This window comes from Gracilibacillus kekensis, assembly GCF_900143085.1.
In the GTDB taxonomy this organism is placed as follows: Bacteria; Bacillota; Bacilli; order Bacillales; family Amphibacillaceae; genus Gracilibacillus; species Gracilibacillus kekensis.
In genome coordinates, this window is sequence record NZ_FRCZ01000002.1 from 18553 (window position 1) to 32611 (window position 14059).

At 34.3% G+C, this 14059-nt stretch carries 17 protein-coding genes; 6 read left to right on the forward strand and 11 right to left on the reverse strand.

Features of this window, described 5'->3' with window-relative positions; translation table 11 throughout:
• Positions 1–201: 201 nt before the first annotated feature.
• Positions 202–1089 carry a COX15/CtaA family protein gene (locus BUC25_RS05585; protein WP_073200578.1) on the forward strand — a complete coding sequence of 296 codons (888 nt, stop codon included), beginning with the start codon at positions 202–204 and terminating at the stop codon, positions 1087–1089.
• A 111-nt stretch (positions 1090–1200) separates the two neighbouring features.
• On the opposite strand, the gene BUC25_RS05590 is transcribed toward BUC25_RS05585, so the two are convergent.
• Together BUC25_RS05590 and BUC25_RS05595 are read right to left on the reverse strand one after the other, a co-directional pair.
• Positions 1201–2397, reverse strand: coding sequence for an FtsW/RodA/SpoVE family cell cycle protein (locus BUC25_RS05590; protein ID WP_073200580.1), 1197 nt, complete (start codon positions 2395–2397; stop codon positions 1201–1203).
• A gap of 141 nt (positions 2398–2538) precedes the next feature.
• Positions 2539–2820: an Fpa/YlaN family protein gene (locus BUC25_RS05595; RefSeq protein ID WP_073200582.1), complete on the reverse strand. Its 282-nt coding sequence runs from the start codon at positions 2818–2820 to the stop codon at positions 2539–2541.
• Positions 2821–2994: 174 nt separating this feature from the next.
• On the opposite strand from BUC25_RS05595, the gene BUC25_RS05600 reads away from it, so the two are divergent.
• Together BUC25_RS05600 and BUC25_RS05605 are read left to right on the forward strand one after the other, a co-directional pair.
• Complete coding sequence (locus tag BUC25_RS05600; protein ID WP_073200584.1) at positions 2995–3450, forward strand: hypothetical protein; 456 nt, start codon at positions 2995–2997, stop codon at positions 3448–3450.
• A gap of 85 nt (positions 3451–3535) precedes the next feature.
• Positions 3536–4126 (forward strand): YhcN/YlaJ family sporulation lipoprotein, encoded by a 591-nt coding sequence (locus BUC25_RS05605; protein WP_073200586.1) that lies wholly within the window; start codon positions 3536–3538, stop codon positions 4124–4126.
• Positions 4127–4297: 171 nt separating this feature from the next.
• Here BUC25_RS05605 and BUC25_RS05610 read toward each other — a convergent pair whose 3' ends face one another.
• Positions 4298–4558 (reverse strand): hypothetical protein, encoded by a 261-nt coding sequence (locus BUC25_RS05610; RefSeq protein ID WP_073200588.1) that lies wholly within the window; start codon positions 4556–4558, stop codon positions 4298–4300.
• 194 nt (positions 4559–4752) lie between these two features.
• Here BUC25_RS05610 and BUC25_RS05615 point away from each other — a divergent pair, with 194 nt between their 5' ends.
• Positions 4753–4959: a YlaI family protein gene (locus BUC25_RS05615; RefSeq protein ID WP_073200590.1), complete on the forward strand. Its 207-nt coding sequence runs from the start codon at positions 4753–4755 to the stop codon at positions 4957–4959.
• A 114-nt stretch (positions 4960–5073) separates the two neighbouring features.
• Here BUC25_RS05615 and BUC25_RS05620 read toward each other — a convergent pair whose 3' ends face one another.
• Positions 5074–5460 carry a YlaH-like family protein gene (locus BUC25_RS05620; protein WP_073200592.1) on the reverse strand — a complete coding sequence of 129 codons (387 nt, stop codon included), beginning with the start codon at positions 5458–5460 and terminating at the stop codon, positions 5074–5076.
• A 129-nt stretch (positions 5461–5589) separates the two neighbouring features.
• On the opposite strand from BUC25_RS05620, the gene BUC25_RS19285 reads away from it, so the two are divergent.
• Positions 5590–5760 (forward strand): DUF5325 family protein, encoded by a 171-nt coding sequence (locus BUC25_RS19285; protein WP_170862650.1) that lies wholly within the window; start codon positions 5590–5592, stop codon positions 5758–5760.
• A 55-nt stretch (positions 5761–5815) separates the two neighbouring features.
• On the opposite strand, the gene BUC25_RS05625 is transcribed toward BUC25_RS19285, so the two are convergent.
• Positions 5816–6619 carry an inositol monophosphatase family protein gene (locus BUC25_RS05625; protein WP_073200594.1) on the reverse strand — a complete coding sequence of 268 codons (804 nt, stop codon included), beginning with the start codon at positions 6617–6619 and terminating at the stop codon, positions 5816–5818.
• A 142-nt stretch (positions 6620–6761) separates the two neighbouring features.
• Between BUC25_RS05625 and BUC25_RS05630 the strand changes: the two genes are divergently transcribed.
• Positions 6762–7382: a YktB family protein gene (locus tag BUC25_RS05630; protein ID WP_073200596.1), complete on the forward strand. Its 621-nt coding sequence runs from the start codon at positions 6762–6764 to the stop codon at positions 7380–7382.
• A gap of 60 nt (positions 7383–7442) precedes the next feature.
• Here BUC25_RS05630 and BUC25_RS05635 read toward each other — a convergent pair whose 3' ends face one another.
• From BUC25_RS05635 to pdhA, 6 genes are all read right to left on the reverse strand, one after another.
• Positions 7443–7712, reverse strand: coding sequence for a UPF0223 family protein (locus BUC25_RS05635; RefSeq protein ID WP_073200598.1), 270 nt, complete (start codon positions 7710–7712; stop codon positions 7443–7445).
• Positions 7713–7918: 206 nt separating this feature from the next.
• Positions 7919–8800 (reverse strand): polysaccharide deacetylase family protein, encoded by an 882-nt coding sequence (locus tag BUC25_RS05640; protein WP_073200600.1) that lies wholly within the window; start codon positions 8798–8800, stop codon positions 7919–7921.
• A 74-nt stretch (positions 8801–8874) separates the two neighbouring features.
• Positions 8875–10284 carry a dihydrolipoyl dehydrogenase gene (lpdA, locus tag BUC25_RS05645; protein ID WP_073200602.1) on the reverse strand — a complete coding sequence of 470 codons (1410 nt, stop codon included), beginning with the start codon at positions 10282–10284 and terminating at the stop codon, positions 8875–8877.
• Positions 10285–10288: 4 nt separating this feature from the next.
• Positions 10289–11584, reverse strand: coding sequence for a dihydrolipoamide acetyltransferase family protein (locus BUC25_RS05650; protein ID WP_073200604.1), 1296 nt, complete (start codon positions 11582–11584; stop codon positions 10289–10291).
• Between the two features lie 30 nt (positions 11585–11614).
• On the reverse strand, positions 11615–12592 hold the full coding sequence (locus BUC25_RS05655) for an alpha-ketoacid dehydrogenase subunit beta (protein ID WP_073200606.1): 978 nt from the start codon (positions 12590–12592) through the stop codon (positions 11615–11617).
• A gap of 3 nt (positions 12593–12595) precedes the next feature.
• Positions 12596–13678 (reverse strand): pyruvate dehydrogenase (acetyl-transferring) E1 component subunit alpha, encoded by a 1083-nt coding sequence (pdhA, locus tag BUC25_RS05660; protein WP_073200609.1) that lies wholly within the window; start codon positions 13676–13678, stop codon positions 12596–12598.
• Positions 13679–14059: the final 381 nt, after the last annotated feature.

Genomic DNA, 14059 nt, shown 5'->3' on the forward strand with positions numbered 1-14059 from the left:
GAATATATATGACACGAAGTAACTTTAATTTGTTATAATTAACAAGATTTTGATAAGATTCCTTCTATTATACCCTATTTATTTCTAGCATAATCCATTGTCATATTGCAAGATTTTTAACAAAGTGTATTTAGTAATGAAAGATGTTAAGCTATGAAAAGAATAATAGGTAATCAGCTAGACGAAGAGGTGTGTATATTCATGAAATTTTTAAAATATTTATCCGTTTTATCCACAATAGCTATGATGTTTGTACTCGTTGGAGGTGCCCTTGTAACTAAAACAGAGTCTGGTATGGGTTGTGGCGCTAATTGGCCATTCTGTTACGGTGATTGGTCTTTTGAAATGTTTATCGAGCTTAGTCACCGTTTAGTTTCAGGAGCCACAGGTTTTTTAGTACTGTTATTGTCCATTCTATCCTGGAAGTTAATCGGCCATATTCGAGAGACAAAATTTTTAGCATTTGTTTCGATTTTCTTTTTAGTTGCCCAAGGTTTAATAGGAGCTGCTGCAGTTCTTTGGTCACAGTCTGACTTTGTGTTGGCACTTCACTTTGGAATTTCTCTTATTTCTTTTGCTGCCGTTTTATTACTTACTTTATTAATTTTTGAAATAGACCAGAAGTTTGATGCATCCTCATTAAATATTACAGTAACTTACCGTAGACAGTTTATCTGGTTAACCGTTTATATAATGTTTGTAGTATATTCCGGAGCTTTAGTAAGACACATTGATTCTAGTCTAGCCTGTCAAAGCTGGCCATTTTGTAATAATAGTCAACCTTTTAGTTTTGACTATCATTTAGGCCAATGGGTACAAATGGGACATCGTTTATTAGCGGGAATTGCATTTGTTTGGACTTGGTTTATATTCTTTAGGATCAAACGTGATTATCGTCATCATCGAGTCATGTACCAAGGATGGATGATCGCGACTATTTTTATTTCCATCCAGGTTATTTTAGGAGCATTTATTATTTTTACCATTGGTAACTTAATCATAGCTTTATTACATGCATTATTTATTACATTGTATTTTGGATTGTTATGCTATTTCTTATTATTATCTTATCGGAGTAGTAAAATATAATACATTTAGGATTGTCAAACAACCTAAAAAAAGCAAAGCCTAATATTCTGGCTTTGCTTTTTTTATAGCTTATGACATTTTATCAAGACTTATTCGAAAGTAGAACTTATATTATCTTGAAGAATAGGTTTGTCTAAACCTATTGGAAGACACCTGTTTGTTTAATTCTAAATCTTCCGGCGTCGTTGAATTTTCATTGAATCGCTGATAATTTACATGTCTAGCAATGTTATTTAAAATACCAACAGAAAATAACAATACAACTAATGATGTTCCACCATAGCTAACAAATGGTAATGGTACACCTGTAATAGGCAATAACCCACTAATCGCTCCTAAGTTAATGATAGCCTGAATGCCTATCATAGCAGATATTCCTATCGCAAGGAGACTTCCAAATGCATTTTCGCACTTTTTAGCAATAAATAATCCTCTTAACACAATAATACTTAGATTAACGAGAACAAATAATACACCAAACAAACCAAGTTCCTCAGACACTACAGCCATAATAAAATCGCTTTCCGCTTGTGTTAAGTAACCTAATTTTTGTATGCCTTGTCCTATGCCTACTCCTGAAATACCTCCGGTACCGATTGCGATATAGGACTGAATAAGCTGATAACCGCTATCTTCAGGATCTTCAAATGGTTGATAGGCTCCAGTAAACCGTGATGCCTTTTCATCGGTTACCATTTGAAACCCGATTGCTACCAAAATAGTAATTCCGATAAAAATTAATAATGATAAGTGTCTGAATTTTATTCCTGAACTAAAGATAACCGTACAAGCAATTGAAAAAATGATAGCAGCTGTCCCTACATCAGGCTGCTTAATAATTAATGCTAGCAATAGACTGGTTATCGCAAGTGGTGGTAATACAGCTTTAAAAAAATCACCTATGTAAGCTTGTTTCTTTGTATAAATGGCTGCTAAATAGATAATTAAACCAATTTTAACAAGTTCAGATGGTTGAACTGATAAAGGTCCAAGGTGTATCCAAGATTTAGAGTAATTAATCGTAACCCCAAATAATTCAACAGCTACTAATGCCAGTAACATTCCTAGAACAATCCATTTGGTTAATTTCTGATAGACTTTATAATTAAAAAAACACGCAAATAAAAAACCAACTAATCCGATTACTAACCACATACCTTGCTTTAATGCCATACTATATGCGGGTTCACCTTTCACCAAAACAGATGTTACCATACTCGCACTATAAATCATTACAATACCAAACCCTGACAAAAGTAAAGGTGGTAGCATTAATAAAAAATCAAATGTCTTTGTTTTTCTTTTCATATTGTATACCTCGATATCTTCTATATCATTGTACTTATTCTATCACAAATAGAGCTTCTATTAATATAGGACATTTTATACAATATTAACTAGAAACATAAAAACTTTGCCAATAATGGCAAAGTTTTCGAACTTTTAAAATCACACGTTTTGTGATGCTTCGTGAAGTACATTTAGTTGTCTTTCCAAATTATCCAGTAACTCTTTACCATCCTCTTCTTGAATGAGATCTAATCGGACAGCAAAATCTATTTCTCTAGATAATCCAAACATCTGAGTATCTAATACTTCTTCGTATAAAGGGCACTGAGGCATGGTTAAATTATCTATTTGAACTTTGATTAATTGCAAAATCTTATCCGCATCTGCCTTTAGAAGGGCATAGGCTTGCTTCTCTTTACTTAAAGCCACTTCAGGTATCAAAAAATCCCCTCCGTCTATAAAACTTCTATTCTTAATTTTATCGTGAAAATTTCTAAATTGCAAGATAATAAAAATGTTCACAATCGATATTCAGAGTTATAACTACTTGAAATGCATTTTTTTCATGAGTCTGCTATCCTTAATAGTAACGTATAAATGAAGAGGTGAAAGATATTGATAATTCAAATTAAAGGAAATGTTAAATATCCTATAACATTAGACCCAAGTGTGTGGATCTTTGATGACAGAAAAGTCAAGTTGGAAGAGGCATTTAATGATACTCCTCCCTCAAACGAAGAAAAAATTGATTCTAACAGTAAGCTTAATAAACCACCTGTCAACAACAGCATCAAAAAATATAACAAAAAAGAATTACTCGAGAATTCGTATGTAATGCCTATCAAAGAATTTATTGAAAATGCTGAATTGAACGACAATGCTACCGAAGCTAACTTGATTATGAAAGAAAATAGTGAAAGAGTCTCAAAAGAGCAACTAATTAACAGTTATATGCTATTTTCTATCGATGGCAAACAAATAAATGATCAAGGTCCAGCATATTTGTATTTCGGCGATGGTTCAAATCAAAACAATCCAATAAAAGGTATTAAAGTGATCGAAATAATTTAAATAATTCATTCGTCCTTTCTTCTTCTCGTTAGTATATTTTATTATTTATTACAGAAAATATACGAAGAAGAAGGAGGGATTTTTTATGAGATATCTAATAGTGTGTATCATCCTGTTTTTGTTGTTAGGTTGTCAGCAGGACGTACAAGACAATGATCTATCCACTAGCACAGATGATTTTGGTGCAGTTCAAGTCAAAAACTCCGATCCATCTGTCACAGATGATTTGGATAATCAAGAAAAGGCTCAATATTTAGCTAACCTTGCAAGTAAAGTTCCAGATGTAAATGATGCTTCTGCTCTTATTACGAACAGAGGAGTAATTGTCAGTATTGATGTGAATGAAGATTTAGATAGGACGCATGTTGGATCAATAAAATACTCCGTGTTAGAAGCATTAGAACATGATCCATTCGGCAGAAAAGCAATCATTGTAGCTGATGCAGATTTGCATAAAAGAATACAAGGAATGGGAAATAAAATACAAGAAGGTCATCCTATTGAGGCAATAACTGAAGAACTTGCTAATATAACCAGTAGATGGATGCCTGAGCTACCTTTAAACAAAAATCAATCAGAAAATATAGATCAAAATAAACAAAAGATGGATGAAGAAGAAGAACAAGAATTGGAAAAAATAAATCAAGAGCAATCAAATCACCAGAAAGATCGGTAAATTAAAAACTTATAGAAAAACTCGGCATTAGTTAGTGCTGAGTTTTTCTTATAATTTGGACATTCGAACTTTCCTGATCGTCGAACTACTTCTTCGCTAATATTTTATGTTTTCGTAACCTACAATAATAAATTTTAATAAAAGAAGCCGTTATTTTTCGGCTTCTTTTGGTTAGGATTCTTTCACTTTATTATAATAATCAACGCCAAATTGAGAACCTTCAGCAACCATATCAGCGTTTTCTAAATTATCTCTTCCAGGGTCCCCTGCTTCTTCAATAGGCAACTCTGTGTCCTCATTAAGGAATGAGTTTCTTACTTCACTCCATTTATTCTTAAGCATATCTCTTCGGTTTTTATCCATTAATATATAGGATAAAGTAGCTACACCTGCAGCACCACCAACCATACTTATCATATTCCTTTTACGCATACCTAAACCATCCTTTCTGTAGTTCAATCTACTATAGTTTTACCCTGAGTTCCTAAAATAAAACCTGTTTTCGAATTTTATAAAGGTGTAAACTTCCAAAAGTGCGCTAGCATAAAAGGAAAATCACTTTATGGTTTTGTGCCGTTTTATGTTACAATTACAAAAAAGACAGACGAATAACTAGAGGTGATAACATGAGAGTGAAATGTGTAATATGTGATTCTATTAAAAAAATCGATAATGATTGCCCACAAGCTAAAAAGTTACGTAATCGTCTTATTCACACTTATATGTGCCCTGAATGTGACGAACGTATAAAGAAAAATACAATAGCAAGACATAAAACGGGTAATTTTAAACTATATAGAAAAAAAGAAGTACAAGATCAATATTTATCCTAATGATATAAGGGAAGAAAGCTTATAAAATAGTCAACTTTGTTTCATTGTTGTCACTTGAAACTTTTCGTTAAAACGATAAAACCGAGATAAACTCATAGGAAAGGCTGAGCAATCTTATTGCTCAGCCTTTTCGTTTGATTTATTTTGTTTTCGTTCTTGAGAAAGACGTAATCGATAAATCCCCATTACAACTGCTATAATAAATAAACTTTCTGCAAGTGGGAGATTCAATCCAAAAATAAGTGTTAAAATGAATACACCAATAAATAATAAGATATAAATAATTAAAGATTTTATAGGAGATAATTTTTTTGCAAACCCAAATTTATAAGCTAAAATTGCAAATAAAGCAACGGTCAGATAGAGTAATACAAACCCTCTAATTAAAATTGCCATCTCTCCATCATCTGCAACGTTTACCTCTCCGCCTAAATCCTTCATGAAAAAATCGGCCACTGGCCAAAGATTGTCGGGTACTTGAATAACTGTTTCTCTTTGCATGTGAAACCTCCAAAATTCTACATTCAAACAAATCTATTATACTTTAATCCACATATAAATACAATTTCTATAAAATTAAATTACTTTATGATATGCTTAAAAATAGTTCTATGTAGATGAGGTGACACAATGAAGTTTCAATTCTCGAAGTTTTTATTAGCAATTTGTGTGATTTTAGCATTTTCTGCAGCAGGCGTCGGTATTGCTCTTCGCAATATTTGGTTTATACTTGTAGCCTTTTTAATCGGATTTGCATTAATGGGTTTTGGAATCTCGCTAAAGAAAAAGGAATCCAAGTGAAAACTAGCAATCCTTTGACTGCTAGTTTTTTTCATTCATTTAGATTTATATTGTTTTACTTCAAATCAATATAATTGTCTAATAATTTCTCTTGTATTTGTTTATTTGTAGTTAATATGGTGTTCTTTTCTAAGATGTTAACTGGTTGTCCGTTTGCCTGGATAGTGACTCCGCCTACTTCATTCACTAAAATAAGTCCTGCAGCAAAATCCCATGGTGCTAAGCGCATAGTCAGATAAGCATCAACAATTCCTTCTGCTACGTATGCAAATTCTAAAGCTGCCGAACCATAAGATCTAGACCCACGACAATCCTTTATCAATTGCTGAACTTTTTTTTCATTAATGCGGCTATTTTCACATGCTAAAGAGCTATTTAAAGCGACAATACTTGTTTCTATATTTACTTGGTCAGACAATGGAGGTAACTTTATTGAATTTCGATAAGCTCCTTCTCCTCTAATTCCTGTATAAAGGACGTCATCCATGACATTATAGATAAAACCAATTTCACCAACTCCATTATGATATATACCTATTGAGATAGCAAAATTACGTTTTTGATGCACAAAGTTCATTGTTCCATCAATCGGATCGATAATCCATATCGTTCCATCCAGGGAGTCAACTTTATCTCCATATCCTTCTTCACCCACAATAAAATGGGAAGGATATTTTTCTCGTATTTTCTCGGCAAAAAACTTTTCCGTAGATCGATCTACTTCTGTTACTAAATCATTTACGTTTGACTTTGTATCGATTTGATAATTATCATGGATTTGTTCACGAATTAATTCACCCGCTTGATAAATCCATTTTTCTGCATCATTGTATATTTGTTGTCGGATTGGTATGTTCATCTACCTTCCTCCATTCTCCTTAGAGTACTTTCTATTTTAGCAAAGAAAGGAGTAATTGAAAAATATCAGGTATTTCTTTTGCATTTAAATAATAATTATTATAAAATTATAATGATAACAAACAGATAGAAAGGTGAAAATTATGACATTTAATGGTTTTAATAAGAAAGATTTTGCCACTTTCCATATTGAGGGGCTCGATCAAAGAATGGAAGCTATTCAAGAAAGAATTCAACCAAAATTTCAGAGTATTTACGAGGAAGTTGCCGATGATTTGAATGAAATCACCGGTCACCATATGTATTTACATATAGCCAAGCATGCTCGACGAACAGTAAATCCACCAAAAGATACTTGGTCTGCCTATTGCCATAACAAACGTGGATATAAAAAACACCCGCATTTTCAAGTAGGATTATGGAATGATAATTTATTTATTTGGTTAGCATATATATACGAATTGCCACACAAAAGTGAAATAGCAAAGAAATTTTTAAATGAATTAGAAGATATACAAAAAACAATTCCTAACGATTATCACATCTCGCTGGATCATATGAAAAATGAAGCATCACTAGTATCTGAAACGGATTTACAAGAATCATTAGAGAGATTTATGAAAGTAAAAAAAGGTGAACTGTTAATTGGAAGGAGAATTGCGGCAGATGATCCGATTGTTAAAGATGGAGAGCAATTAGTAGCAACAATCAAACAAACATTTCAGCAACTCGCGCCAATCTATCGCTCTTCATTGAATCTTTAAATAGTATCAAAGTGTCTCATAATGCTAAATAGAGACACCTTTTTGTCTATTTGTTGATACTTACATCTTTATCATCTCTTTATTGTCAAGCTCTTTTGCTTTCTTAATAACCCGAAAAGGGACATAACCAGACTGTTTTTCAAACTGTTTATCTAATTGTTTCTCTTCACTTTTAGATGGTACTATCTCTTTGTAACGATTGTAAGTGGCTATTAAATCTTGCTTCTGAACACCTTTTTCATAAGCTTTTTCAATCAAAGAATAATAATTAACCACATCTATAATTTCCTGAGTAGACCATGTTTCATCAATTGGATAGTTATAATTCATCGCATTACACCTCTTATTTAGATTCGATGATATTTTAACATGTTGTTTTATAGAAGTATAGCATCTAGCTATTCTTCTCATCAGAAGCGTGTATACTCGGTCTGATAACTCATTAATTAGTGGTTATTACACCATATTTTTATAAAACCAATAGCATTCCGTATATCCGGAAGTAAAGTGTGACATGCTTTTGTTCCTACCTTTATTTACTCTGGCAATTTTAATGTCATTGGATCAGCCATTTCATAGCCCTTCTCACGTAGACCTTTAACAATATCTTCTAATGCAGCGGCTGTCCACTCTCGGTCATGCATTAATAGATTAGCTCCTGGTTTTAGCAAGGAATATGTAACGTCTACTTCAGGACCTTCTCCGGAAATCATTGCCTCGGTTAATTTTTCAGCCTCCATATAAGGTTCAAAATAATCATAGCCATATGTCCAGTTCATTAATAACATTCCCTCGTCTTCTACTAGTTGCTTAGCATAATCAGTGTTTTCACCAAATGGGGCTCTGAAAAATTTTGGTTTTTCCCCTATGATTTGTTCAATGAGATTATTTAGATTAATTATTTCTTCCTTTTGCTTCTCTTTGGATAGATCGGTTAAATTAAAATGATTATATGTATGGTTCCCAATTGGAAAACCCATATCATGGATTTCACGTAACATTTCTTTATTTTCTTCACTTTCTAAGAAATGTCCATTTGCAAAAAAAATAGCTGATGCATCTAATTTTTTTAAAGTTTTTGCCATATCTAAGGCATAATCATCAGGTACGTCATCAATGGTTAGTAACACAACCTTTTCATTGGTACCCTCTTCTAATGGAATTAAATTCGACCCTTCATCTAATTCATACAGTGGTTCTTTAATTTCTTCATGAACAGAGGTTTGCTCTGTTTCATCTTCTATTTCAGTTTCTTCCTCAGATACTGTTTCTTCAGTCGGATTCGTTTCCTTGTTATTTGAATCTTGTTCTATTGCTTGACCTTCATCTGGTTTTTTTTCGTTTTCATGATTACTACATGCAACTACTAAAAGTAGTGAGCAAACTAATAGACACAATACTATACTTTTTCTAAACAAAACTAATTTCCTCCTAAAAAGTGTTATAATTTTTTGTAAAAAAAAGAGTCTGCACGCGCAGACTCTTTTTAACATTATTTTACAATGTGGATTGGTGTACCCATTGCAACTTCTGCTGCTTCCATTGTAATTTCACCTAACGTTGGGTGAGCGTGAATTGTGAGTGCTAAGTCTTCAGCTGTCATACCAGCTTCAATAGCTAGCCCAACTTCTGCAATCATATCACTAGCGTTAGGACCAGCGATTTGACCACCAATTAATAAACCGTCCTCTTTACGAGTAACAAGCTTAATAAAACCATCACTATCGTTCAATGATAAAGCACGACCATTTGCTGCAAATGGGAATTTAGATGCTACTGCATCATATCCTGCTTCTTTTGCATCTTCTTCTGTAAAACCTACAGATGCAAGTTCCGGATCAGAGAATACGACAGCTGGAATTGCATTGTAATCAATAACAGAATTCTCACCTGCAATAACTTCTGCGGCAATTTTACCTTCGTAAGATGCTTTGTGCGCTAATGGTGGTCCAGCTACAATATCACCAATTGCAAAAATATTATCTACACTTGTGCGACATTGCTCATCAATCTTAATAAGACCTTTGTCATCCATTTCAATTCCTACTTGCTCTAAGCCAATTTCTTCTGTATTTGGTTTACGACCAACCGTAACCAATACATAATCCGCATCAATGGTTTCTTCTTTACCTTTTGCTTCATATGTTACTTTTACACCATCTTTTGTTTCTTCTACACCCTTAGCCATAGCTTCGGTAACAATTGTCGCACCTTTATTTTTTAATTTCTTCTTCACTAAGGCACTCATTTGTTTTTCGAAACCACCAAGAATATCCTTCAATCCTTCAAGAATGATAACTTCCGTACCAAAATTGGCATAGGCTGTACCTAATTCTGTACCTACATATCCTCCACCAATTACTACCAGTTTCTTAGGAATTTCTTTTAAGTTAAGAGCACCTGTTGAATCCAGCACACGCTCAGAGTATTTAAAAGATGGTAATTCAATAGGAGTTGAACCTGTTGCAATAATACAGTTTTTGAAAGTGTATGTTTGAGAATTTTTATCATCCATCACTTTTGCTGTATTTTTGTCCACAAAATATACTTCACCGGATACAAGGTCCACTTTATTACCTTTTAATAATCCTTCTACACCGCCAGTTAATTTTTTAACCACGGAGCCTTTCCATTCTTGAACTTTAGAAAAGTCTACCGAAACATTTTCAGATTTAATTCCTAATGCTTCATCCCCATGTGCATGTTCTACACGGTGACCTGCTTGGATTAAGGCCTTAGACGGGATACAACCTACGTTAAGGCATACACCACCAACGTCACCTTTTTCTACTACTGTAACTTTTTGACCAGTCTGCGCTGCACGGATTGCTGCAACATAGCCCCCTGGCCCAGAACCTACTATTAGAGTATCTAATTCGATCGGAAAATCTCCTACTACCATTTGTTTACCCCTCCATCATAATTAATTGTGGGTCTTCTAATAAACGTTTGATTTGATTTAATGCGTACTGTGCAGTGGCACCATCCACAATTCTGTGATCAAAACTTAATGATAATGCTAATACTGGTGCTACAACAATTTCCCCATCACGCACTACTGGTTTCTCTGCAATACGTCCTATGCCTAAAATCGCTGCTTCTGGATAGTTAATGACTGGCGTAAACCATTGTCCACCTGCAGATCCAATATTTGTAATGGTACAAGATGCACCTTTCATTTCATTAGGAGCAAGTCTACCTTCTCTTGCTTTCCCAGCCAATTCATTAATTTCACTTGAAATATTAAAGATAGATTTAGCATCAGCATTTTTTACAACAGGTACGAGCAATCCTTTTTCCGTGTCTGCTGCAATACCGATATTATAATAATGCTTTTGAATAATTTCATCTGTATCATCATCTACAGAAGCATTTAAGATCGGATATTTACTTAATGCTGAAACCAACGCTTTTACAACATATGGTAAGTAAGTAAGCTTAATTTCTTGTTCAGCTGCAATTGGTTTAAATTTCTTACGGTGTGATACTAATTCTGTTACATCTACTTCATCATGCAATGTAACATGTGGTGCTTTGTGTTTTGAATTAACCATCGCATTCGCAATTGCTTTACGAATTCCACTCATTTTTTCGCGAGTTTCTGGGAATTCACCTTCAGGAACAGTACTCGCAGAAGTCTTTTCTTTTCCTTCACTAGACTGATCAGCAGACGCTGTTGATTCTGCTTTTTGATCACCGCCCAAGTAAGCTTCTATGTCTTCTTTTAATACACGATTATTTTTACCTGAACCTTGTACTTCCGTAATATTTACATCGTTATCACGTGCATATTTACGAACAGAAGGCATCGCAATTACGCGGTTGTTTGGATCTTTTGCTGCAGGCTCTTGGCTTTCTTGTTTATCCGCTTTTTCTTCAGAAGCTTCTTCTTTTTTCTCTTCCTTCGGTTCTTCTTTTGTTTCAGACTCTTGATTATCATCAGAAGAACCTTCATCTTCATAACCTTCTGCATCGATCGTGATAATGACTTCACCAACTGTCGCTACAGAACCTTCATCAAAATGAACTTCTTTAACTGTACCTTCTACTGGTGAAGGAATTTCAACCACAGCTTTGTCATTTTGAACTTCACAAAGGACATCGTCTTCTTTAATTTCTTCGCCAGCTTTTACAAACCATTTTACAATTTCACCTTCATGGATACCTTCACCAATGTCAGGCAATTTAAATTCAAAAGCCATTCAAATGACCTCCCGTCTCGATTTTGTTACTTAGAAATTAATAACTTTATTTACTTTTTCAATAATATCGTTATAGTTTGGTAACCATACTTCTTCTGCTTGAGTAAATGCATATACTGTATCAGGAGCGGCTACTGTTAAAATAGGAGCTTCTAAGTGTAGTATTGCTCTTTCTTGTACGTTAGATACCACATATGAAGCAATTCCTGCTTGACGTTGTGCTTCTTGTACCATAACCATACGATTGGTTTTTTCCACAGATTCGATAATTGTATCAAAATCTACTGGCATAACTGTGCGTAAATCTATTACTTCCGCATCGATACCGTCTTTTTCAAGGTCTTCAGCCGCTTTTAGTGCAGAGTGGACCATTGCCCCATACGCTACCAATGTTACATCATTACCTTCACGAACCACATTTGCTTTACCTAAATCAATCGTGTAATCATCTTCAGGTACTTCTTCACGGAAAGAACGATAAAGTTTCATGTGTTCTAAAAATACAACCGGATCATTGTCACGGATAGATTGAATAAGTAATCCTTTAGCATCATAAGGACCAGATGGAATTACCACTTTCATACCTGGCTGTTGTGTAATTAGTCCTTCTAGAGAATCAGCGTGAAGTTCCGGTGTATGTACACCTCCACCAAATGGTGAGCGAATAGTTACTGGCATACTAACAGTGTTACCAGAACGATAACGTAGACGAGCCATTTGACCATTAATCGCGTCCATTGCTTCATAGACGAAACCAAAGAATTGGATTTCAGGTACAGGACGGAACCCTTGTGTTGCAAGTCCTATAGATATACCAGCGATACCAGATTCTGCTAATGGTGTATCAAAGACACGATCTTCACCAAATTCATCTTGTAATCCTTCGGTAGCGCGGAAGACACCACCATTTTGTCCAACGTCTTCTCCATATACTAGAACATTTTCATCATTTTTCAATTCAACTCTTAAAGCATCAGTTATTGCTTGGATCATTGTCATTTGAGCCATGATTTACTTCGACTCCTTTGCTTTGTATTCTTCCATTTGTTCCTGCAAGTGAGCTGGAAGTTCTTCATACATATTGCTAATTAAGTCACTAACCTTTTGTTTTGGCTGCTCATCTGTTTTCTTAATAGCTGCTTTTATTTCTTCTTTTGCTTTTTCAATTACTTCATTTTCTTCTTCTTCTGTCCATAATCCTTTTTCTTCCAAGAATTTACGGAAACGTACGATGGGGTCTTTTTTCTCCCATTCACTGTCCATATCTTCTGTACGATAACGAGTTGGATCATCACCTGCCATCGTGTGCGGACCATAACGATATGTTAGAGTTTCAATTAAAGTCGGACCTTCACCGTTAACGGCACGTTCTCTGGCATCTTTAGTAGCAGCATAAACAGCTAAAATATCCATACCGTCAACCTGAATCCCTTCTATACCAGCTGCCACAGCTTTTTGCGCTAATGTTTTAGCAGCTGTTTGTTGTTCAACTGGAACAGAGATAGCAAACTGGTTGTTTTGTACAACAAAAATAGCTGGCGCTTGGTATGCACCTGCAAAGTTAATACCTTCATAGAAATCACCTTGAGACGTACCACCATCACCTGTATACGTGATCGCTACAGCTTTTTTGTCACGCTTTTTCATTCCTAAAGCAACACCAGCTGCTTGTGTATATTGTGCACCTATAATTATTTGTGGGCTAAATGCATTTACACCTTCAGGCATTTGATTTCCGTGATAATGACCACGAGAAAACAAAAACGCTTGGTATAATGGTAGACCATGCCAAATTAACTGTGGTACATCACGATAACCTGGTAAAATAAAGTCTTCTTTTTCAAGAGCAAACTGTGTACCTAATTGTGAAGCTTCCTGTCCTGCGGTTGGTGCATAAAATCCTAAACGTCCTTGACGATTAAGAGCAATTGAACGTTGATCAAGAATTCTCGTGTACACCATACGATACATTATTTCTTTTAAATCTTCATCTGAAAGTTCAGGCATTGCATCTTCATTAACAATTTTACCTTCTTCATTCAGAATTTGAAACGTTTCAAACTGTTCTTCAATATTTTCTAAACTACGTTTCAAAAGAATTCACCTCTTCCTTTCTCAATCCCTAATTTAAATTTATCAAAATTAGCTTTCCCAAAAGATTAAAAAATCTGTACCAAAGTCATTATTATTGCTATACCCAGTTAGGATAAAAATTAATCAGCATATGCACAATTCAAACTGTTACATATAAATGGACTATTTAAACTGGTACAATTTTTTCTCATTTATAGTTTAGCTTATTGAACTAAGTTGGTCAAACACTTTGCACATTTATTTATATTTTAACTAGCAGCTTTCGTACGGATGGTTCATTACAAATTAAAGCGCTTTTATATCATCTGTTTCATTTTGTTTTCATATCTGTACTATTTTTTTAAAATAAAAAATTTCAAAATAAAAAAGCTTTCGAATGAT

What these genes read in the sequence shown, in the direction of transcription:
- BUC25_RS05620 (WP_073200592.1), bottom strand. Translation starts at nt 5,460, where the DNA reads ATGCAAAGAGAAACAGTTATTCAAGTACCCGACAATCTTTGGCCAGTG.
- BUC25_RS05625 (WP_073200594.1), bottom strand. Translation starts at nt 6,619, where the DNA reads ATGAACATACCAATCCGACAACAAATATACAATGATGCAGAAAAATGG.
- BUC25_RS05655 (WP_073200606.1), bottom strand. Translation starts at nt 12,592, where the DNA reads ATGGCTCAAATGACAATGATCCAAGCAATAACTGATGCTTTAAGAGTT.
- BUC25_RS05585 (WP_073200578.1), top strand. Translation starts at nt 202, where the DNA reads ATGAAATTTTTAAAATATTTATCCGTTTTATCCACAATAGCTATGATG.
- BUC25_RS05590 (WP_073200580.1), bottom strand. Translation starts at nt 2,397, where the DNA reads ATGAAAAGAAAAACAAAGACATTTGATTTTTTATTAATGCTACCACCT.
- BUC25_RS05635 (WP_073200598.1), bottom strand. Translation starts at nt 7,712, where the DNA reads ATGAATTATAACTATCCAATTGATGAAACATGGTCTACTCAGGAAATT.
- BUC25_RS05650 (WP_073200604.1), bottom strand. Translation starts at nt 11,584, where the DNA reads ATGGCTTTTGAATTTAAATTGCCTGACATTGGTGAAGGTATCCATGAA.
- BUC25_RS05610 (WP_073200588.1), bottom strand. Translation starts at nt 4,558, where the DNA reads ATGCGTAAAAGGAATATGATAAGTATGGTTGGTGGTGCTGCAGGTGTA.
- BUC25_RS05615 (WP_073200590.1), top strand. Translation starts at nt 4,753, where the DNA reads ATGAGAGTGAAATGTGTAATATGTGATTCTATTAAAAAAATCGATAAT.
- BUC25_RS19285 (WP_170862650.1), top strand. Translation starts at nt 5,590, where the DNA reads ATGAAGTTTCAATTCTCGAAGTTTTTATTAGCAATTTGTGTGATTTTA.
- BUC25_RS05605 (WP_073200586.1), top strand. Translation starts at nt 3,536, where the DNA reads ATGAGATATCTAATAGTGTGTATCATCCTGTTTTTGTTGTTAGGTTGT.
- BUC25_RS05630 (WP_073200596.1), top strand. Translation starts at nt 6,762, where the DNA reads ATGACATTTAATGGTTTTAATAAGAAAGATTTTGCCACTTTCCATATT.
- lpdA (WP_073200602.1), bottom strand. Translation starts at nt 10,284, where the DNA reads ATGGTAGTAGGAGATTTTCCGATCGAATTAGATACTCTAATAGTAGGT.